The sequence below is a fragment of the Streptomyces tyrfis genome (genome assembly GCF_037034285.1).
In the GTDB taxonomy this organism is placed as follows: Bacteria; Actinomycetota; Actinomycetes; order Streptomycetales; family Streptomycetaceae; genus Streptomyces.
Map to the genome: position 1 here is coordinate 115,341 of NZ_JBAGJZ010000001.1, position 20,135 is coordinate 135,475.

At 70.4% G+C, this 20,135-nt stretch carries 19 protein-coding genes and 1 riboswitch; of the genes, 5 read left to right on the top strand and 14 right to left on the bottom strand.

Annotated features, from left to right (window positions below; all coding sequences use genetic code 11):
- Positions 1-98 precede the first annotated feature (98 nt).
- From WA762_RS00530 to WA762_RS00540, 3 genes are all read right to left on the bottom strand, one after another.
- On the bottom strand, positions 99-1,127 hold the full coding sequence (locus tag WA762_RS00530) for a C40 family peptidase (RefSeq protein WP_335931731.1): 1,029 nt from the start codon (positions 1,125-1,127) through the stop codon (positions 99-101).
- A 281-nt stretch (positions 1,128-1,408) separates the two neighbouring features.
- Positions 1,409-2,773 carry an NYN domain-containing protein gene (locus WA762_RS00535; protein WP_335932267.1) on the bottom strand — a complete coding sequence of 455 codons (1,365 nt, stop codon included), beginning with the start codon at positions 2,771-2,773 and terminating at the stop codon, positions 1,409-1,411.
- A 42-nt stretch (positions 2,774-2,815) separates the two neighbouring features.
- Positions 2,816-3,058, bottom strand: coding sequence for a hypothetical protein (locus tag WA762_RS00540; RefSeq protein WP_335931733.1), 243 nt, complete (start codon positions 3,056-3,058; stop codon positions 2,816-2,818).
- Between the two features lie 207 nt (positions 3,059-3,265).
- Between WA762_RS00540 and WA762_RS00545 the strand changes: the two genes are divergently transcribed.
- Positions 3,266-4,018, top strand: coding sequence for a rhomboid family intramembrane serine protease (locus WA762_RS00545; protein ID WP_335931736.1), 753 nt, complete (start codon positions 3,266-3,268; stop codon positions 4,016-4,018).
- Positions 4,015-4,296, top strand: coding sequence for an Lrp/AsnC family transcriptional regulator (locus WA762_RS00550; protein ID WP_073782239.1), 282 nt, complete (start codon positions 4,015-4,017; stop codon positions 4,294-4,296). Before WA762_RS00545 ends, WA762_RS00550 begins: the two co-directional genes overlap by 4 nt.
- 89 nt (positions 4,297-4,385) lie before the next feature.
- Here the strand turns inward: WA762_RS00550 and WA762_RS00555 are convergent, their stop codons facing one another.
- The 6 genes from WA762_RS00555 to ctaE all read right to left on the bottom strand — a co-directional run bounded on the left by WA762_RS00555 (position 4,386) and on the right by ctaE (position 11,801).
- Entirely contained in the window at positions 4,386-5,801 is a 1,416-nt protein-coding gene (locus WA762_RS00555) for an aminotransferase class V-fold PLP-dependent enzyme (RefSeq protein ID WP_335931740.1), read from the bottom strand.
- A 371-nt stretch (positions 5,802-6,172) separates the two neighbouring features.
- A riboswitch (SAM riboswitch) is annotated at positions 6,173-6,290 on the bottom strand.
- 133 nt (positions 6,291-6,423) lie between these two features.
- Positions 6,424-7,488 carry an anthranilate phosphoribosyltransferase gene (gene trpD / locus WA762_RS00560; RefSeq protein WP_335931742.1) on the bottom strand — a complete coding sequence of 355 codons (1,065 nt, stop codon included), beginning with the start codon at positions 7,486-7,488 and terminating at the stop codon, positions 6,424-6,426.
- Positions 7,489-7,614: 126 nt separating this feature from the next.
- The gene (gene qcrB, locus WA762_RS00565; protein ID WP_335931744.1) at positions 7,615-9,264 is read right to left on the bottom strand and encodes a cytochrome bc1 complex cytochrome b subunit; all 1,650 of its coding nucleotides are present in this window, start codon (positions 9,262-9,264) and stop codon (positions 7,615-7,617) included.
- Positions 9,261-10,313 carry a cytochrome bc1 complex Rieske iron-sulfur subunit gene (gene qcrA / locus WA762_RS00570; protein WP_335931746.1) on the bottom strand — a complete coding sequence of 351 codons (1,053 nt, stop codon included), beginning with the start codon at positions 10,311-10,313 and terminating at the stop codon, positions 9,261-9,263. Before qcrA ends, qcrB begins: the two co-directional genes overlap by 4 nt.
- On the bottom strand, positions 10,310-11,119 hold the full coding sequence (gene qcrC / locus WA762_RS00575; RefSeq protein WP_335931748.1) for a cytochrome bc1 complex diheme cytochrome c subunit: 810 nt from the start codon (positions 11,117-11,119) through the stop codon (positions 10,310-10,312). The genes qcrA and qcrC overlap by 4 nt, the downstream gene beginning before the upstream one ends.
- Before the next feature lie 61 nt (positions 11,120-11,180).
- Entirely contained in the window at positions 11,181-11,801 is a 621-nt protein-coding gene (ctaE, locus tag WA762_RS00580; RefSeq protein ID WP_335931751.1) for an aa3-type cytochrome oxidase subunit III, read from the bottom strand.
- 187 nt (positions 11,802-11,988) lie between these two features.
- On the opposite strand from ctaE, the gene WA762_RS00585 reads away from it, so the two are divergent.
- Positions 11,989-12,390, top strand: a complete 402-nt coding sequence (locus WA762_RS00585) for a DNA-binding transcriptional response regulator (protein WP_335931752.1) — start codon at positions 11,989-11,991, stop codon at positions 12,388-12,390.
- Positions 12,391-12,437: 47 nt separating this feature from the next.
- Here WA762_RS00585 and WA762_RS00590 read toward each other — a convergent pair whose 3' ends face one another.
- The 4 genes from WA762_RS00590 to ctaC all read right to left on the bottom strand — a co-directional run bounded on the left by WA762_RS00590 (position 12,438) and on the right by ctaC (position 16,905).
- On the bottom strand, positions 12,438-13,697 hold the full coding sequence (locus WA762_RS00590) for a L,D-transpeptidase (protein ID WP_335931754.1): 1,260 nt from the start codon (positions 13,695-13,697) through the stop codon (positions 12,438-12,440).
- A 126-nt stretch (positions 13,698-13,823) separates the two neighbouring features.
- A complete protein-coding gene (locus tag WA762_RS00595) occupies positions 13,824-14,222 on the bottom strand; it encodes a cytochrome c oxidase subunit 4 (RefSeq protein WP_335931756.1) in 399 nt (132 codons plus the stop codon).
- The gene (ctaD, locus tag WA762_RS00600) at positions 14,219-15,949 is read right to left on the bottom strand and encodes an aa3-type cytochrome oxidase subunit I (protein WP_335931758.1); all 1,731 of its coding nucleotides are present in this window, start codon (positions 15,947-15,949) and stop codon (positions 14,219-14,221) included. Before ctaD ends, WA762_RS00595 begins: the two co-directional genes overlap by 4 nt.
- Positions 15,946-16,905 (bottom strand): aa3-type cytochrome oxidase subunit II, encoded by a 960-nt coding sequence (gene ctaC, locus WA762_RS00605; protein ID WP_335931760.1) that lies wholly within the window; start codon positions 16,903-16,905, stop codon positions 15,946-15,948. The genes ctaD and ctaC overlap by 4 nt, the downstream gene beginning before the upstream one ends.
- A 428-nt stretch (positions 16,906-17,333) precedes the next feature.
- Between ctaC and WA762_RS00610 the strand changes: the two genes are divergently transcribed.
- The gene (locus WA762_RS00610; protein WP_335931762.1) at positions 17,334-18,716 is read left to right on the top strand and encodes a cysteine desulfurase/sulfurtransferase TusA family protein; all 1,383 of its coding nucleotides are present in this window, start codon (positions 17,334-17,336) and stop codon (positions 18,714-18,716) included.
- A gap of 58 nt (positions 18,717-18,774) precedes the next feature.
- Here the strand turns inward: WA762_RS00610 and WA762_RS00615 are convergent, their stop codons facing one another.
- Positions 18,775-19,749, bottom strand: a complete 975-nt coding sequence (locus tag WA762_RS00615; protein WP_335931764.1) for a carbohydrate kinase family protein — start codon at positions 19,747-19,749, stop codon at positions 18,775-18,777.
- 160 nt (positions 19,750-19,909) lie between these two features.
- On the opposite strand from WA762_RS00615, the gene WA762_RS00620 reads away from it, so the two are divergent.
- A complete protein-coding gene (locus WA762_RS00620) occupies positions 19,910-20,128 on the top strand; it encodes a hypothetical protein (protein ID WP_335931766.1) in 219 nt (72 codons plus the stop codon).
- Positions 20,129-20,135: the final 7 nt, after the last annotated feature.

The following is a 20,135-nucleotide window of genomic DNA, read 5'->3' on the forward strand; positions in this document are numbered from 1 at the left end:
GGTGGACGGCCGGAAAACGGCCGCCCCGCCGGTGACCTGTGGTCTCCGGCGGGGCGGGCCGATGTGCGGGGCGCGGGAATTCGCCCGTTCGGGCGTCGTCAGCCGACGCGCACGCCGAACTGGAAGCTGCCCAGGGTGTTCATCGACTCGTAGCGGACGTACGCGCCCGGGTACGGGGCGTGCAGGACGGTGTTGTTGCCCGCGTAGAGGCCCACGTGCGAGGTGTTGTTGAAGAAGACCAGGTCGCCCGGCTTGAGGGCGCTCCGGCCGATCCGGGGGCCGTCGTTGACCTGGGTGTACGTGACCCGGGAGATCTGGACGTTGGCCTGGGCGTAGGCCCACTGGGTCAGCCCGGAGCAGTCGAAGGAGCTGGGGCCGGTGTGGCCGGAGGCGTACGGCATGCCCACCCTGGTGGAGGCGGCGCTCAGGGCGGCGGCGCCGCGGGCGGAGGCGGGAGCCTCGTTGCCCAGTTCGACGCGGTCGCCGGCGGAGCGGCTGGCACGCCGGTCGTCCTCGCGCATCTTCTCGCGCTCGGCGGCGGTCAGCGTGTTGAGCAGGCGCTGCGCCGTGGCGAGCTTGCTCTGGAGCTGCTTCTTCTTCTCGCCGAGCGTCTTGCGGACGTCCGCGAGGTCGCCCAGCTTCTTCTGGGCCTCCTTGCGCTGCTGCGCGAGGATCCGCTGCTTCTCCTGGATCTTCCGGAGCGCCTCGGCCTGCTTGGCCGACAACTGGTCGAGCGCGGAGGCCTCGTCGAGGAAGGTGTCCGGGTTGGAGGAGAGGAAGAGCTGGACCGACGGGTCGAGACCGCCGGAGCGGTACTGCGCCGCGGCGAGCGAACCGAGGCCGTTGCGCAGGTTGTTGATCTCCTGCTGCCCCCGGGCCACCTTGTCCTGCAGCGCGCTGACTTCCTTCTCCAGCTTCTGCTGCTTCTCCTTGGCGCCGTAGTACTGCTCGTTGGCCGTGCTGGCCTCATGGCTGAGCTTGTCGACCTTCGCCTTGACCTCGCTCTTGGAGGGCTTGGGGTCGGCGTGGGCCGCCTGGGAGGTCAGGGCCACGGCTGCGGCGGCGGTCGCGGTGAGCACGGTCACACGGGCGCGGCTCGGCTGCTTGGGACGACGGTGGGACGCCACGAAGGCGAGCTCCTTCTTCCTCCGGCCGCCTACCGGGCTGTGGGGGCTGTAGCCCCGGCTCCGTGGCACGTCACGGACTCGGCGGTTCCTTCGCCGCCACCCCGGATGGGTGATCAACCGAGCGAAGGTTCGAGCCCTGACCCTAGTGACCATCTTGTGATCAGTTCAAATCCTCACCGGCAAAATCTCACCGGAACAGATACTTCTTTACCTATATCACACGGGGTGTAGCTGGGATCTGACGGTCCGTTCCCCGATATCCGCCGAGTCCCGGCCAAGCGTCAGGAGACGCGCGAAAGGCGCTTCAGGAGCAAGACAGACGCGACGGGCCGGGCGCCCGCCCTGGCCACCCCGTCGGCCACTTCGCGGTCGGTGGAGACCACCACGACCGGGCGGCCCGGCGGTTCGGCGCGCGCGAGCTGGCGGATGAGCTCGTCGGCGGTCACCCCGGGCTTGCTGAACAGCACCCGGACGCCGCGCGGCGGCGCGAGCAGCACCGGGGCGGCGAGTTCGGCCCCGTCGAAGACACAGGTCATCTCGGCGCCGGTCTGCGCCGCCAGCACCGCGAGCCCGCCCAGCAGCCTCAAGCGCTGCTTCTCCAGGGGTAGTTGGGGGTAGCCGGTCTTGGTGACGTTGTAGCCGTCCACGATCAGGTGCGCCTGCGGCAGCGCGAGCAGCTGGTCGAGCAGGGCCGGGTCGGTCTCCGAAAGGGCCCTGGCCGCGATGTCCTTGGGCGACATCCGGCCGGGCTCGACCGCGTCGACCCCGTCGGCCGGGCGTGTCGACGCCGGGGGCAGGGCCAGTTCCCGGCGCAGTCCCCGGGCCGCGTCCAGCACCGTGTCCAGCAGCAGCCGCAGCCGCATGTCCTCGACCGTGCGGCCCTCCCGGGCGGCCCTGCGGCCGGCCTCCGCGGACGCCTCGGCCTCGCCCAGCCGCGCCTTGAGCCGGCGGGTCTCGCTCTCCGCCGCCGAGAGCTCGGCGGCCGCCTCGGCGCGGGCCGCCTCCGCCTCGGCCCGGCCGCGGCGCAGCGCGGCCTCCCCGCGCCGGACCTCGTTGACCGCGCTGCGCAGCTTGCGCTGGAGCGACTCGTTCTCCTTGCGGGCGGCGTCCAGTTCGGCGCGGAGCCGTTCCGTCTCGGACTTCGTCTGGGCGCGGGCGCGGGCCAGTTCCTCGCGCAGCCGTTCCAGCTCGCGGCGGCTCGCCTCGTCGGCGCGCTCGGCGTCGGCGCGCTGGACCTCCTCGCCGGCGGCGGCGACCAGCTTCACCCAGCCCGCCGGGCGCAGCACATACGCGGCCGCGGCCACGTCGAGGGGGTCGGCGGCGGCGGGCGGCGAGCCGGCCTCCAGGGCGGCGGCCAGTTCGGGCTGCTGTTCCTGGAGCCGCTCACCGATGCGCCGGCGGAACAGCGCGTCGCTCTCCAGCGCGGCCGCCATCGAGTTCCCGGCGAACTTGGCGCGCCGGGTCGGGGTGAAGCGGGCGTACTGCCTCAGCGGGGCGGGGAGCTCGGCGATCGTCAGGGCGCCGAAGGCGTCCGAGACCAACGCGACGACCCGCCGCCGCACACCTTCGGGCAGCGGGCGGTCGAGCGCCTCGACGGCGCCGTCGGCCTCCTCGGCCGGCTCGGCGCCGCTAGCGGGCCGCTCCACCATCCCTCACCCCACATCATGTCTCTGTCCTCGCGGCTCCGGTCAGGAACCGGCGCCCGGCCTGGCGACCAGTTCGATCTGGTCCACCGCGTTGCACCAACGGCACCGCACCGACTCGATGGTCTCACTGACCACCTCGCGTTCCTCGACGGTGGCCTCCCCGGCCAGGTCGAGGTGGACGTACTCGACGACCTTGGAGGAGCGCGTGACGTCGAAGCGCGTGAGATTCCCGCAGAGCGTGCAGCGCCAGCGGGTCTCGTCCGTCGGCTGCGGAACCGTCGTCATCGTTGCGTCCTCTTTCGTCGAGCCTCGTGCCGTCTGCTTCAAGGATCTCGCGGTGCGCCGTCGAACTGCGGGTGTCCTGTTTTCCCGGAGGGGCCGGCGGCGGTTTCACGGGGACGCCGGCCTCTCTTTACCCTACGGCCTCTCCGTGCCCCTCCGACACGGCGAGGCGCTCTGTCCCGATCCCTCCGCTTGCGTCATGCTCTGCTCATGATCGATCTGCGAGGTGCGGCCACCAGGCTGACCAGCGGACTCCTGCGAACGATCGCCCCCGGCGGACCGCTGGTCACCCACAGCCTGATCGCCGGATGCTGTCTGATCTTCGCGCTCGGCCCGCTCTCCGGCCTGCGCCCGCCGCCCGGCGACGCCGAGGCCGTGCTCGCCGCCCAGACCGGGTACTTCGAACGCTGGGGAGTGATCCCGACCCAGCTGTGGCACGGCTCCGGGCACGCCCTGCTCACCCCGCTCACCGCGCTCTTCGTGCACGGCAGCTGGCTGCATCTGCTGGGGAACATGCTGTTCCTCCACGTCTTCGGGGCGATGACCGAGCAACGTATGGGCCGCGTCGAGTTCGTCCTCTTCTACACCGCCTGCGGCGGTCTCGCGCTGGTCGCCTACGCGGCGGCGCACGCCTCCTCCGACCAGACGCTGGTCGGCGCGTCGGGGGCCATCTCGGCGGTGCTGGGCGCCTTCCTCCGCTTCTTCCCCCGGGCCCGGGTCACCAGCCTGTTCCCGTTCCTCTTCTTCCTGCCGCTGCGCTTCCCCGCCTGGATCGTGCTGGTGTTCTGGTTCGTCCTGCAGTGGCTGGCCGTCCGGGACGCGGGCGACGGCGGGCCCGGGGTGGCCTATCTGGCCCATGTCGCCGGCTTCGCCCTCGGCTTCCTGTACGCCTGGGGGCGCTGTCGGCGTGCGGATAGAGTGAAGGCCCCAGCAGCGGCCACCGAGGGAGAGAACCAGCCGTGATCAGCGCGATCGTGCTCATCAAGACCAGCGTGGACCGGATTCCCGAGATCGCCGAGGCCATCGCCGCGCTGGACAACGTCAGCGAGGTCTTCTCCGTCACCGGCACCTACGACCTGATCGCCATGGTCCGGGTGGCCCGGCACGACGACCTGGCGGACGTCATCCCCGGCCGGATCAGCAAGATCCCTGGCGTCGAGGCCACCGACACCCACGTGGCCTTCCGCACGTACTCGCAGCACGACCTGGAGGCCGCCTTCAACATCGGCCTCGACGCGTAGGCGGCCCGCCCCGGCCCGGCGCGCGGGGAGCCCGTCCGGCGGAGGGCCGCCCCGCTCCGCCGGGTGTCGCGCGCCCCTCGGCACCGCCCTCAGTGCCGCGTCTCGGCCCGGTCCGGGACGCACCGGCCGCCCTCGGTGCGGTACGTCCACCGGGCGCCCTGGCCGACCAGTTCCCCGACCGCGCGCACGAAGCGCTCCACATGCTCGTCGGGGGTGCCGGCGCCGAAGCTCACCCGGATCGCGTTGAGCGAGAGCTCCCCCGGGCCGGCCTCGGGCGCGCCGCACTCGCCGGCCTCCCCCGGGTCGCCGCCCAGCAGGGTGCGGACCAGCGGGTGCGCGCAGAACAGCCCGTCCCGGACCCCGATGCCGTACTCGGCGGAGAGCGCCGCCGCGAAGTGCGAGCTGTTCCATCCCTCCACCACGAACGAGATGACCCCGACCCGGGGGGCGTCGTCGCCGAACAGCGAGAGCACCTTGACCTCGGGGATCCCCGCGAGCCCGGCCCGGACGGCGGCGACGAGCCGCTGCTCCCTGGCGACCAGCCGGTCGAAGCCCTCCTCCGTGAGCGCCTTGCAGGCGGAGGCGACGGCGTACGCGCCGATCACATTGGGTGAACCGGCCTCGTGGCGGGCGGCGGTGGTGTGCCACTCGACGTCCACGCCGCCGTCGGCGCGGCGGGCGACCTTGCGCGAGGCGCCGCCGCCCGCGAGGTAGGGCTCGGCGTCCTGGAGCCAGTCGGCCCGGCCCGCGAGCACGCCGCAGCCGAACGGCGCGTACAGCTTGTGCCCGGAGAACGCGACCCAGTCGACGTCCAGTTCGGCGATGTCGATCGGGTGGTGCGGGGCGAGCTGGGCGGCGTCGAGCACGATCCGCGCGCCGTGCGCGTGCGCGACGGCGGCCAGTTCCCCGACCGGCCACAGCTCGCCGGTGACGTTGGACGCGCCGGTGACGCAGACCAGCGCGGGGCCGACGGGGTCTCCCCCGCCGGGACGGAGTCGACCGCTCGGGGAAGGATCGCGGTCGGCGAGCGCCCGTTCCAGCGTCTCGACGGCCTGGGCCGGGGTGCGCGGGGCGTCCAGGTACGTCACCCGGGCGTCGCGCCACGGCAGCAGCGAGGCGTGGTGCTCGGTCTCGTAGACGAAGACCTGGCAGTCGGCCGGGACGGCGGCGGCCAGCAGGTTGAGCGAGTCGGTGGTCGAGCGGGTGAAGACCACCTGGTCGTCGGCGCGGCAGCCGAGGAACTCCGCGACGGCCGCCCGGCTGTTCTCGAAGAGGTCCGTGGAGAGCTGCGAGAGGTACCCGGCTCCCCGGTGGACGCTGCCGTAGTACGGGGCGTACGCGGCGACGTCGTCCCAGACGCGCTGGAGGGCCGGGGCGCTCGCGGCGTAGTCGAGCGCGGCGTAGGTGACTTCACCGCCCGTGACCAGGGGAACCGTTACATCCCGACCCAGAACCGGCAGAGGGGCACAAAGCGACTGGTCGGTGGCAGCGGTGAGGACAGACATGGCGAACTCCCGTAAGAGGCAGGCGAAAAGCGCGCGCCGACGGGTGCGCGCCGGCGCGGCGAAGACTTGGAGAAGGGTGCGCGGAGGGCTTTCGGCCCAGTGCTGTGGCCGGAGAAGGTCCGCCGGGGCGCTCGCGGCGTCCGGTGCGGCGCGTCGCGAGAACGGGTCCGCCCTCGTACGGGACGCACAGGGGCGGGACGAAGCGCGACGGGAACGGAACTCCCCCGCCCGGACCGAGCCGGGAGCCGGGGGACGTGCCGGGATGCCGCGCGCCGGTGGACCTTCCGGTCGCAGCACTAGCGCATTCGCGTGCTCACAAGAGACTCCCTAGGGACCAGGACCCCGGGGGATGGCATTCACTGATGCCGAGGGGCCCGCGCTTGCCGCGGGCCTCGCTGCCCACGGCCTGGTCTTCACCCGGGGCACCCCGCCACGGACGGAGGGTTGCCGGACAGCGGGCCGGGGCCGTAGTCGCTGTCACTCATGACCTGCCTGCATCTTGCCATATGCGCGGGAACGCGCAAGGGCGCGGTCCAGGATCCGGACCGCGCCCGCGTCACGTCCCGCCGGTGCGGAGGCCGTCGGGCGAGCCGCGTCCGATCCGCGGTCACCCGGCGTCCCCTCAGGCGTTGCTGGCCGCCACCCAGCGCTCCAGCGCCGCCCGGGCCGCCCCGGAGTCGATGGACTCGGCGGCCCGCACGACCCCGGCGGCGAGCTGCTCGTCCAGGGCGGCGTCCGTCGGGTCCAGGGCCACCAGCGCCGCGGCCGAGTTGAGGAGCACCGCCTCCCGCACCGGCCCGCCCTCGCCGGCCAGCACCCGCCGGGCCACGTCCGCGTTGTACGCGGGGTCGGCGCCGCGCAGCGCCTCGGCCGGGACCAGCCGAAGGCCGATGTCGCGCGGGTCGAACGCCTCCTCGCGCACCGAGCCGTCCCGAACCACCCAGATCCGCGAGGTCGCGGTCGTGGTCAGCTCGTCGAGGCCGTCGTCGCCGCGGAAGACCAGCGCCGAGTTGCCGCGCTCCGCGAGGACGCCGGCGACGATGGGCGCCATCCGCGCGTCCGCGACGCCGACGGCCTGGGCGCGCACCCGGGCCGGGTTGGTGAGCGGGCCGAGGATGTTGAACGTGGTCTGGGCGCCGAGCTCCTTGCGCGCCCGGGCGGCGTACCGCAGCGCGGGGTGGAACTTCACCGCGAAGCAGAAGGTGATGCCCGCCTCCTCGGCGACCTCGACGACGCGCGGGGCGCTGAGGTCCAGGTTGACGCCGAGCTTCTCCAGCACGTCGGAGGAGCCGCTCGCCGAGGAGGAGGCCCGGTTGCCGTGCTTGACGACCTTGGCGCCGGTGCCCGCGACGACGATCGCGGACATCGTGGAGATGTTGACCGTCTTGGCGAGGTCGCCGCCCGTGCCGACGATGTCGACCGTGCGGCCGGGCACGTGGATGGTGCGGGCGTGCTCGTACATGGCGCGCACCAGGCCGACCACCTCGTCGACCGTCTCGCCCTTGGCGCGCAGCGCCACCGCGAATCCGGCGATCTGCACGTCGGTCGCCTCGCCGCTCATGATGCGGTCCATCGCCCAGGCGGTGTCGTCCGCGCTCAGGTCCTCGCCGCGCAGCAGCGGGTTCAGCAGGCCGGGCCAGGTACGGTCCGCCACGCTGTCGCCGCCGATCGGGGTCGCAACGTTCATGGTCCGCTCCTGGGGGTCCACAGCCGGGTAAAGGGGTCGGCCCCACCCTATCGAGCGCCGGGGAACAGCGCGGAGCCCCGTCCAGCGAATGGACGGGGCTCCGGCTGTGGCGATCAGTTCAGGCGATCAGTGGTGACCGTGGCCGCTGGTGATCTCCTTGTACTCCTCGACGGTGGGCTTGGCGATCTGGTTGTTCTCGCCGTAGTAGCCCTTGCTGAGACGGGCACGGAGCTTCTGCAGTGCGGACACCTTGCGCTCGACGCCGTTCTCGTCGACCGTCGGGCCGATCTCGACCGGCTCGTACTGGTCGTGCGCGGTGAGCGTGTGCAGCTTCTCCGGGCTGAGCGGCTCGTGGATCTCCACGAACTCACCGTGCGGCAGGCGCTTGATGATGCCGGACTCGCGCCCGTGCAGCACCTTCTCCTTGTCGCGGCGCTGGAGGCCGAGGCAGATCCGCCGGGTGGCGACGAACGCGATGACCGGGCCCGCGAAGATGAAGATCCGGATGAACCAGGTGATGGCGTTGATCGACAGGTGGAAGTGCGTGGCCCACAGGTCGTTGCCGCCGCCGATGAAGACGATGACGTAGACGGTGATCCAGGCGACGCCGAAGGCCGTCCGGGTCGGGGCGTTGCGCGGGCGGTCCAGCAGGTGGTGCTCGCGCTTGTCACCGGTGACCCAGGACTCGATGAACGGGTAGACCGCGATGATCGCGAGTACCACTCCGAAGAGCGCCAGCGGGATGAACACGCCCAGGACCAGGGTGTGACCCCACAGGTTGATCTCCCAGCCCGGCATCACTCGGATCAGACCCTCGGCGAAGCCCATGTACCAGTCGGGCTGGGCGCCGGTGGACACCTGGTCCGGCCGGTACGGGCCGATGGACCAGACCGGGTTGATCGTGGCGATGGCCGAGATGACGGCGATGACGCCGAAGACCAGGAAGAAGAAGCCGCCCGCCTTCGCCATGTACACCGGCATGAGGGGCATGCCGACGACGTTCTTGTTGGTGCGGCCCGGACCCGCGAACTGCGTGTGCTTGTGGTAGACGACGAGGATCAGGTGCGCCACCACGAGGCCGAGCATGATGCCCGGCAGCAGCAGGATGTGGATCGAGTAGAACCGGGCGACGAAGTCGTGACCGGGGAACTCCCCGCCGAACAGGAACATGGAGATGTACGTGCCGACGATCGGCACGGACAGGATCGCGCCCTGGGTGAAGCGGATACCCGTACCGGACAGCAGGTCGTCCGGGAGCGAGTAGCCGGTGAAACCGGTGAACATGCCGAGCACGAACAGCAGGAAGCCGAACAGCCAGTTGATCTCGCGCGGCTTGCGGAAGGCGCCCGTGAAGAAGACGCGCATCATGTGCACGAACATGCCGGCCAGGAAGATCAGCGCGGCCCAGTGGTGGATCTGGCGGACCAGGAGACCACCGCGGACGTCGAAGCTGATGTCCAGCGTCGAGGCGTACGCCTCGGACATCCTGATGCCCTGCATCGGCTCGTAGGAGCCGTGGTACACGACCTCGTTCATGCTCGGGTGGAAGAACAGCGTCAGGTACACACCCGTGAGGATGATGATGATGAAGCTGTAGAGCGCGACTTCCCCGAGCATGAAGGACCAGTGGTCCGGGAAGATCTTGCGCATGTTGGCCTTGGCCAGGGAGTAGATCCCCAGACGGCCGTCCGCCCAGTCGGCCACCCGCTCACCGGCGGGCGCCTTGCGATTGCCCGGCGCCGAGGAGCCGGGGGCGTGCGTGGTCGCAGTACTCATCCGCGCTCCCAGAATGCAGGACCGACGGGCTCTTCGAAGTCACCGAGCGCTTCGAGGTTGCCCTCGCTGTTCACGCCGATGCGCAGCTGCGGAAGGGCGTGGCCGGCCGGGCCGAAGATGACGCGGGCGCCGTCGGAGAGGTCGAAGGTGGACTGGTGGCAGGGGCAGAGCACGTGGTGCGTCTGCTGCTCGTACAGGCTGATCGGGCAGCCGACGTGGGTGCAGATCTTGGAGAAGGCGACGATTCCGTCGTGCGCCCACTCGCGCTCGCGCTTGTCCTTGATGTCCTCCGGACGGATCCGGACGATCATCAGCGCGGCCTTGGCGATCTGGTTGTTGAAGTCCTCCGCGTCCTCCGTCAGGCCCTCGGGCATGGCGAACGTCAGCGAACCGACCGCGACGTCCTCGGGGCGCAGCGGCTCATTCGTGTTCATGTTGATGAGCTGCTTGCCCTGGGCCCACAGCGACTTGCGGAGCTTCTTCTCCGGCAGCGGGCCGAGGTCGCGCAGCAGCATCACACCGGAGAGCGGCACCAGGGCCAGCGCGCCGAACATGGTGTTGCGGATCAGCTTGCGCCGGCCGAGAGCGGACTCCCGGGCGCCGTCCGCGAAGTCCGCGAGGACCTTCGCCTTGACCTCGGGCTCCGCCTCGATGGGGTGCCGGTCGTCGGCGACCTCGACGTCGGACATCAGGGTGCGCGCCCAGTGGACGGCCCCGGCGCCGATCGCGAAGAGCGCCACGCCCAGGGTCAGGCCCAGGGAGAAGTTGAGCACGCTCACATGACCGAACGGCCAGATGTACACGATCTTGTCGACGGGGAAGACGACATACGAGGCGATGAAGCCGATCGTCGCCAGCATCGACAGCGTGAAGAGCAGGGCGACGGTGCGCTCGGAGCGCTTCGCGGCCCGCTCGTCGATGTCCTGAATGCGCGGCTTGTGAGCCGGCAGCCCCGGGTCGGCGAACGGGTTGTCGGCGACCTCTACCGCGCCGTGCGCGGTGTCCTGCGCGATGGACAGGTTCTCGTCTGGAATCTCTTGGCTACTCATGACTTCTTGGCCTTAGCGGTGTGGGCCGCGACCCAAACGGCAAGTGCGATCAGTGCGCCGAGACCGAAGATCCAGGCGAACAGGCCTTCGCTGACCGGGCCCAGGCCACCCAGCGCGAGACCACCCGGGCTCGGGGTGTCATCGCTGTTCACGGCCTTGACGTAGGCGATGATGTCCCGCTTCTGCTCCTCGGGCATCGTCGTGTCCGGGAAGGACGGCATGTTCTGGGGGCCGGTCTGCATGGCCTCGTACAGGTGCTTCGTGGACACGCCCTCGAGGCTGGGCGCGTACTTGCCGTTCGTCAGCGCGCCGCCCTGACCGGTGAGGTTGTGGCACTGGGCGCAGTTGGTGCGGAACAGCTCGCCGCCCTTGGCGGCGTCCGCGCCGGCGGGGTCGTACTGCTTCGTGGTCGGCGTGATCGGACCGGCGCCGAGCGACGCGACGTACGCCGCGAGCTGGTCGATCTCGGCCTGGGTGTAGATGACCTTCTTCTTCGGCACCTGGGCGCCCGGCTGCTGCGCCGGCATGCGGCCCGTGCCGACCTGGAAGTCGACGGCGGCGGAGCCCACGCCGACCAGGCTCGGCCCGTCGGTGGTGCCCTGACCGCCGGTCCCGTGGCAGCTGGCGCAGCCGACGGCGTACAGCTTCTTTCCCTCATCGATGGCGAGGGACTGGGCGGTGTCGTCGGCCTGCGCCTTACTCGCGGGCGCGAACGCGGCGTACAGCCCCCCAGTGGCCGCCAGCGCGAGGAGTAGGACGACGACCGCCGCCAACGGATGGCGTCGTCGTGCGGAGAGCTTTTTCACGGATTACCCCGGTGTCAGGATCTTCTGCGTCGATGCTGGATGTGGTTCGGGACGAGCCCGATTACTTGATCATGTAGATCGTGGCGAACAGGCCGATCCACACGACATCGACGAAGTGCCAGTAGTAGGACACGACGATGGCTGCGGTCGCCTGCTCGTGGGTGAACCTCTTGGCCGCGTACGTCCTGCCCAGGACGAGCAGGAAGGCGATGAGCCCGCCTGTCACGTGCAGCCCGTGGAAGCCGGTCGTCAGGTAGAACACCGAGCCGTACGGGTCGGAGGACAGCGAGAGGCCGTCCTTCTTCACCAGCTCGGTGTACTCGAAGATCTGGCCTCCGATGAAGATCGCACCCATCACGAAAGTGATCACGAACCAGGTGCGCAGCTTCTTCACGTCGCCGCGCTCGGCGGCGAAGACGCCGAGCTGGCAGGTGAGGGAGGAGAGCACCAGGATCGTGGTGTTCGTCGCCGAGAACGGGAAGTTCAGGGCCGAGGCCATTTCCTTCCAGTGCGCGGGTCCGGTCACCGATCGCAGGGTGAAGTACATCGCGAAGAGGGCCGCGAAGAACATCAGCTCGGAACTCAGCCAGATGATGGTTCCGACGCTGGTGAGGTTCGGTCGATTGACCGACGGGTGCGCGTGCCCGGTTTCTACTGTCGTTGCTGTCGCCACGACCGACATTATGTCGGTCGCTTATCCCGCCCTCACTCCGGGGGGTGCCGTTCGGTGTGTCAACCGGGTGTGCCCTCCTCGAACGGCCCATGAATCCACTGTCGCGGGCCGTGCTGACAGGCCGTCGGGCGGAGTACGATCCGCGCATCGGTTCATGCCCGGAAAGCCCCGCCGACACGGATGTCACGGAGGAAGAATGCAGCCGACCGCCAGGGTCCTGGTCTACAGCGACGACGCCCGCACCCGGGAGCAGGTGAGGCTGGCAGCCGGGCGCAGGCCCGCGGCCGACGTGCCGGAGGTGGAGTTCCTGGAGTGCGCCACCCTGCCCGCCGTCCTGGCGGCGCTGGACGGCGGCGGCGTCGACGTGTGCGTACTGGACGGCGAGACGGCGCCCGCGGGCGGCATGGGCGTCTGCCGGCAGATCAAGGACGAGATCTTCCAGTGCCCGCCCGTGCTGCTGCTGATCGGGCGCCCGCAGGACGCCTGGCTGGCCACCTGGAGCCGCGCGGACGCCGCGGTGACCCTTCCGGTGGAGCCGGTCGAGTTCGCGGACGCCCTGGCGTCCCTGCTGCGCCGCAGGCTCTGCGCGGGCGTCTGAGCCCGGCCCGTCCGCCCTGCCGAGGGGCGGCGCACGCCCGGGGCCGGTCAGACCTCGGGGCGCAGCCGGGCCGCCTGGATGGTGTCCGCGCGCTCCGGCTCGCCGCTCTTGCGCAGTGCGCTGCCCTTCTGCCATTTGTCCCAGGACAGGTTCCAGTCGCCGTAGCCGTTGTCGAACGGCGTCATCGTCTCGCCCTGGCTGCCCACGACCTGGACGATGTCGCCCTCGCGCACGGTGTTGAAGAACCACTCGGCGAGGGCGGTGGTCATGCCCGTGCAGCCGTGGCTGACGTTGGCGTACCCCTGCGCCCCGGTGGACCAGGGGGCCGCGTGCACGTACTCGCCGCTCCAGGTGACGCGGGTCGCGTAGTAGACCTGCAGGTCGTACGAGTCGTCCGAGCCCGCCGCGATGCCGATCGTCTCGCCGCGCATGCGTACGGAGTACTCCTTGCTCAGCACGACCTTGACGCCGTTGCGGGTGGAGAAGCCGGGCTTGCCGGTGGTGACCGGAATGGTGTTGATCACTTTGCCGTCGCGCTTGACGGTCATCGTGTGCGCGGCGGCGTCGGTGATGGCCTCGACGCGGTCGCCCGTGGTGAGCTTCAGCGCCTTCGTGGGCGTCCCGTAGAGCGTGTCGCTGACCTTGATGCCCGCCAGGCCGCTGGTGACGTCGATCGTGGCCCTCGCGGGCCAGTACTCCTTCGGGCGGTAGTGCAGGGTCTTGTCGTCGACCCAGTACCAGGAGCCGGTGACGGCGGGCGTGGAGCGGACCTGCAGGGCGCGTTCCACGACGGCTCTGGCCGCCCGGTCCTTGACCGGGACGCTCAGCTGCGCGGTGATGGGCTGTCCCACCCCGTAGGTGCCCGCCTTGGGCCCGAAGGCGACCTTCAGGGACTTCTTCCTGACGGCGTCGGTCTCGAAGGAGAGCGTGCGGCTGCCCGGTGATCCGTCGCCGTCCTCCATGCTGACCCGCACGGTGTAGCGGGTGCCGGCGGCGAGCGGGGAGGTGGAGCGCCAGCGTCTTCCGTCGGCGTCGAGTTCGCCCGCCAGGCGGCGTCCGGTCGCGTCCGTGGCGATCACGTCCGTGATCCGTCCGTCGTCGTCGTTGACGCCGACTTCGAGCGGACGCTCGGAGTCCGCCTTCTTGTCGCCCTCCGGGAGGTTGGAGGAGATCTCGTCGGCCGCGTCGTACGGCTTCGCCGCGAGGGGGTGGTCGTCGGAACCTCCACATGCGGCCGCACCTGCGACCAGGGTCGCGGCCAGCAGAGTGCTGCTCACTACGGGGCGGATGCGCGGAGTGTGGTCCATGAACACACGTTATGGATATTTCATCCCTTTTGGCGCGCCATATACGTGCAAACGGGGGCCCGTACCTCCTTTGGTGGAGAGGTACGGGCCCCCGTCAGACGGAGCCGGTGAAGCGGTGACGCGAGGTCACTGGGTGCGGTTCTCGCCGTGGTAGTACTCGAGGACCCAGCCGAGCAGGCCGATCAGGATCATCGGGGCCGAGAAGTACATCAGCCACCAGCCGAAGATGACCCCCAGGAAGGCGAGGGAGCCGCCGATGGCCAGGGAGAGCGGCTGCCAGCTGTGCGGGGAGAAGAACCCCACCTCGCCGGCCTCGTCCGAGATGTCCGCTTCCTTGTTGTCCTGGGCCATCGCGTCGACCCGCCGGGCCGTGAAGGCCAGGTAGAAGCCGATCATGACGCTCAGGCCGAAGGCCAGGAAGAGCGCGGTGGTGCCCGCGGGCTCCTTCGACCACACACCGTAGGTGATGGCCATGGCGAGCATGAAGACGCTCAGCCAGAGGAACATCTTGCCCTGGATCTTCACTTGCCCGCCTCCTTGCCGCCGGCGAGGGCCTTCTCACCCTCGGGGTGGAACTCCAGCTGCTCCAGGGCCGCGATCTCCGGGTGGTGCAGATCGAAGGCCGGCGATTCGGAGCGGATCCGCGGCAGCGTGAGGAAGTTGTGCCGCGGCGGCGGGCAGGAGGTCGCCCACTCCAGCGAGCGGCCGTAGCCCCACGGGTCGTCGACCTCGATCTTCTTGCCGTACTTGGCGGTCTTCCACACGTTGTAGAAGAACGGCAGCATCGACAGTCCGAGCAGGAACGACGCGATCGTCGAGATCGTGTTCAGCGCGGTGAAGCCGTCGGCGGCGAGGTAGTCCGCGTAACGACGCGGCATGCCCTCGGCGCCCAGCCAGTGCTGCACCAGGAAGGTGCCGTGGAAGCCCACGAACAGCGTCCAGAAGGTGATCTTGCCCAGCCGCTCATCGAGCATCTTGCCCGTGAACTTCGGCCACCAGAAGTGGAATCCGGCGAACATCGCGAAGACCACGGTGCCGAAGATGACGTAGTGGAAGTGCGCGACGACGAAGTACGAGTCCGAGACGTGGAAGTCCAGCGGCGGCGACGCCAGGATCACACCGGTCAGACCACCGAAGGTGAAGGTGATCAGGAAGCCGACGGCCCAGAGCATCGGTGTCTCGAAGGACAAGGAGCCCTTCCACATCGTCCCGATCCAGTTGAAGAACTTCACCCCGGTGGGCACCGCGATGAGGAACGTCATGAAGGAGAAGAACGGCAGGAGGACGCCGCCGGTGACGTACATGTGGTGGGCCCACACGGTCACGGAGAGGCCCGCGATGGCGATGGTGGCGCTGATCAGGCCGATGTAGCCGAACATCGGCTTGCGGCTGAAGACCGGGATGATCTCGGAGATGATCCCGAAGAACGGCAAGGCGATGATGTACACCTCTGGATGGCCGAAGAACCAGAAGAGGTGTTGCCAGAGCAGGGCTCCGCCGTTGGCCGCGTCGAAGATGTGCGCACCGAACTTGCGGTCGACCTCCAGCGCGAAGAGCGCGGCGGCGAGGACCGGGAAGGCCAGCAGGACCAGGACACCGGTCAGCAGGACGTTCCAGGTGAAGATCGGCATGCGGAACATCGTCATGCCGGGTGCGCGCATGCAGATGATCGTGGTGATGAAGTTGACCGAACCGAGGATCGTGCCGAACCCGGAGAAGGCCAGACCCATGATCCACATGTCGCCGCCGATGCCGGGCGAGCGGACCGCGTCGGTCAGCGGGGAGTAGGCGAACCAGCCGAAGTCGGCCGCGCCCTGCGGGGTGAGGAAGCCCCCCACCGCGATCAGCGAACCGAAGAGGTAGAGCCAGTACGCGAACATGTTCAGCCGCGGGAACGCCACGTCGGGCGCGCCGATCTGCAGCGGCATGATCCAGTTCGCGAATCCGGCGAACAGGGGCGTCGCGAACATCAGCAGCATGATCGTGCCGTGCATCGTGAACGCCTGGTTGAACTGCTCGTTCGACATGATCTGCGTGCCGGGACGGGCCAGCTCGGCGCGCATGAAGAGCGCCATCAGACCGCCGATGCAGAAGAACGCGAACGACGTGACCAGGTACATCGTGCCGATCGTCTTGTGGTCAGTGGTGGTCAGCCACTTGACGACGACGTTCCCCGGCTGCTTGCGCCGTACCGGCAGCTCGTCCTCGTACGAGTCGTCTGCTGCCGCGGCACCTTCGTTGAGGATGCTCACAGTTTGTTCGTCTCCGCATTCCTGGCCGGTTCAGTCTGCTTGATGCCGGCCGGCACGTAGCCCGTCTGGCCCTTCTTCGCCAGCTCCTTCAGGTGCGCCTGGTAGCGCTCCGGGGAGACGACCTTGACGTTGAAGAGCATCCGGGAGTGGTCCGCGCCACAGAGTTCGGCGCACTTGCCCAGGAAGGTGCCCTCGTGGTTGGGGGTCACCTCGAAGGCGTTCGTGTGGCCCGGGATGACGTCCTGCTTCATGAGGAACGGCACCACCCAGAAGGAGTGGATGACGTCACGCGAGGTCAGGACGAAGCGGACCCGCTCGCCCTTCGGCAGCCACAGGGTGGGACCCGGGTTGCCGGTCTGCGGGTTGCGCGTGCCCGGGATGCCGAAGTCGTAGACACCCTCGGCGCTCTTGGGGAAGTCCTTCCGGTACTTGTCCGGAATGGCGTCGAGTTCCTTGGGGATCTCGTTGCCCGTGGCGGCCGAGCCGTCCACGTTCTCGATGTAGTTGAAGGCCCAGCTCCACTGGTAGCCGACCACGTTGATGGTGTGGTCCGGCTTCTTGAGTTCGAGGAGCTTCGATTCATCGCGCGCGGTGAAGTAGAACAGCACCGAGACGATGATCAGGGGAACCACGGTGTACAACGCCTCGATGGGCATGTTGTACCTGGTCTGCGTCGGAACCTCGACCTTGGTGCGGCTGCGCCGGTGGAAGATGACGCACCACAGGATCAGACCCCAGACCAGTACGCCCGTGGCGAGCGCTGCCGCCCACGAGCCCTGCCAGAGGGAGAGGATCCGCGGTGCTTCTTCCGTCACCGGCGTGGGCATACCGAGGCGGGGGAAGTCCTTGTATGTGCAACCGGTGGCGGTTGCAAGAACCAGGCCCGCAGTCAGCACCTGCGGCAGCTTCCGCCGCATCGGGCGCCGCGACGAGCGGTCGGAGCCGTTGGGACTCACGTAGCGCCTTCCCGAGAGTCTCGCCCACGCGGTCGGCGCGGCCGGTCGTTCTGGTCGGTCGCCGCCCTGACGCGGGCAGGGGTTTGGATGTTTATGCGGACCAAACCCTACTGGACGCCATTTGAGGTCGCGCGGGGAGGGTGCCCAACGCGCCGCCCCACCCCCCGAAGAGGTGGAGTGGGGCTCGCCGGTCGCCATCTGACGCCCCCTTTCCCCCTCTTTCTCCCTGGCGGGCACCCTCTTCGTCCGGGACGGACGCCCTCCTCTCCCCCGGGCCGGCGGCCCTCCGCTTCCGGCTCCTGCCCGGTGGCGGAGGTCCGCCGGACCGGCGTTCTCCCCGGTGGCTGCGGGGGCTCCGCTTCCGGGCCGCTCCGGGCTCTGCGGGGTGTGGGGGCCACGGCAGGGCCGCGCCGGGCTAGCGTGGCGGTGTGCCCTACTTCGACGCCGCCTCCGCCGCTCCTCTGCACCCCGTCGCCCGCCAGGCGCTGCTCGCCGCACTGGACGAGGGGTGGGCCGACCCGGCCCGCCTCCACCGCGAGGGGCGGCGGGCCCGGCTGCTGCTGGACGCGGCCCGGGAGACCGCCGCGGAGGCCGTCGGCTGTCGTCCGGACGAACTCGCATTCACTCCTTCGGGGACGCTCGCGGTGCATTACGGAATGTCCGGCGCCCTCGCGGGGCGTCGGCGTGTCGGCCGCCATCTGGTGGTCTCGGCGGTCGAGCACTCGTCCGTCCTCCACGCGGCCGCCGCCCATGAGGCGGAGGGCGGGGAGGTCACCGAGGTCGCGGTCGACCGCTCGGGGGCCGTGGGCGCGTCGGAGTACGCGGGGGCGCTGCGCGCGGACACCGCGCTGGCCTGTCTGCAGTCCGCCAATCACGAGGTGGGCACCGAGCAGCCGGTCGCCCCGGTCGCGGAGGCGTGCCGGGCGGCGGGGGTGCCGCTGCTGGTGGACGCGGCGCAGTCGCTGGGCCGGGGGCCGGCGCCGGAGGGCTGGTCGCTGCTGGCCGCCTCCGCGCACAAGTGGGGCGGGCCCCCGGGGGTCGGGCTGCTCGCGGTGCGCAAGGGGGTGCGGTTCGCGGCCCGGCGACCGGTCGACGAACGCGAGTCGGGGCGGGCGCCCGGGTTCGAGAACCTTCCGGCGGTGGTGGCCGCGGCGGCGTCGCTGCGGGCCGTGCGCGCCGAGTCGGCGGACGAGTCGGCGCGGCTGCGGGTCCTGGTGGACCGGATCCGCGCCCGGGTCCCGGAGCTGGTGCCCGATGTGGAGGTGGTCGGCGACCCGGTGCGCAGGCTGCCGCACCTGGTGACCTTCTCCTGTCTCTATGTCGACGGGGAGACGCTGCTGCACGAGCTGGACCGGGCCGGGTTCTCCGTCTCGTCCGGTTCGTCCTGCACCAGCAGCACCCTGACCCCGAGCCATGTGCTCAGGGCGATGGGGGTGCTGTCGGAGGGGAACGTGCGGGTGTCGCTGCCGCGCGGCACCACCGACGAGGAGGTGGACCGCTTCCTGGACGTGCTGCCCCGGGCGGTGGCGGAGGTGCGGGAGCGGCTGGGGGCGCCCGCCCCTGCGGCGTCCTCCCCCGGCACGCCCGCGTCCCTGGTGGTCGACGCCCTCGGGAAGCGCTGCCCGGTCCCGGTGATCGAGCTGGCGAAGGTGATCGCGGAGGTGCCGCCCGGCGGAACGGTGACGGTCCTCTCCGACGACGAGGCGGCGCGCCTGGACATCCCCGCGTGGTGCGGGATGCGCGGGCAGGAGTACGTGGGCGAGGAGCCGGCGGACCGGGGCACGGCCTACACGGTCCGCCGGCTGGGCTGAGGACGGTCCGCCGTCTCGGGCCGAGGACGGTCCGCCGCCCGGACCGGGGCGGGCCGGGTCAGGCCAGGTGGGCGCGGACCTCGCCCGCGGCGTCGTCCCCGTACGCCTTGGTGAAGCGCTCCATGAAGTGGGCGCGGCGCAGCGTGTACTCCTGGGTGCCGACGGTCTCGATGACCAGGGTGGCGAGCATGCAGCCGACCTGGGCGGCGCGCTCCAGGCCGACGCCCCAGGCGAGGCCGGAGAGGAAGCCGGCCCGGAAGGCGTCGCCGACGCCGGTCGGGTCGACCTTGCTCTCCTCCTCCGGGCAGCCGACCTCGATCGGGTCGTGGCCGGCCCGCTCGATGCGGACGCCGCGGGCGCCGAGGGTGGTGACCCGGTGGCCGACCCTGGAGAGGATCTCCTCGTCGCTCCAGCCGGTCTTGGTCTCGATGAGCCCCTTCTCGTACTCGTTGGAGAAGAGGTACGCGGCGCCGTCGAGGAGGATGCGGATCTCCTCGCCGTCCATCCGCGCGATCTGCTGCGAGAAGTCGGCGGCGAAGGGGATGCCCCGGGAGCGGCACTCCTCGGTGTGGCGGAGCATGCCCTCGGGGTCGTCGGCGCCGATCGAGACGAGGTCGAGGCCGCCGACCCGGTCGGCGACGGACTTCAGCTCGATGAGCCGGGCCTCGCTCATGGCGCCGGTGTAGAAGGAGCCGATCTGGTTGTGGTCCTCGTCCGTGGTGCAGACGAACCGGGCGGTGTGCAGGACCTCGGAGATCCGGACCGAACCGGTGTCCACGCCGTGGCGGTCGAGCCAGGCGCGGTACTCGTCGAAGTCCGCCCCGGCGGCGCCGACCAGGATCGGGTCCGTGCCGAGCACGCCCATGCCGAAGCAGATGTTGGCGGCGACACCGCCCCGGCGCACGTCGAGGTTGTCGACCAGGAAGGAGAGCGAGACCGTGTGCAGCTGGTCCGCGACCAGCTGGTCGGCGAAACGGCCGGGGAAGGTCATGAGGTGGTCGGTGGCGATGGAGCCGGTGACAGCGATTCGCACGGCGGGGGTGCTCCTGCGGAGATCGGGGGGAACGAGTGGCCTCGGCCCCGGGGCTGCGTGACAGTTCACGCTACCCGTTCCCCGAGGGCGCCCTGAAGGGGAGAAAACTACCCGATAGTAGGACTTTCCTCTCAAGGCGTGTGCTGCCTACGGTGCCCTTATGCGGAACCACATCGCCCCGCCCGATTCCGAGGCCGGTCTGCCCGAGCTGCGCGGCGACTGCGCGCGGATGGCGCCGCGCTGGACCGCCCCGGCGAAGCCCGCCCCGGCCCGGGTCGCCCCCGACCGGATCCACGGCGTCACCGTGCCGGCCGCGTCCGTCCGGCTGGTCGACGGCATGCCGGAGTACGGCGGCCCCATGCCCGGACACGGCGACTGAACGCGCG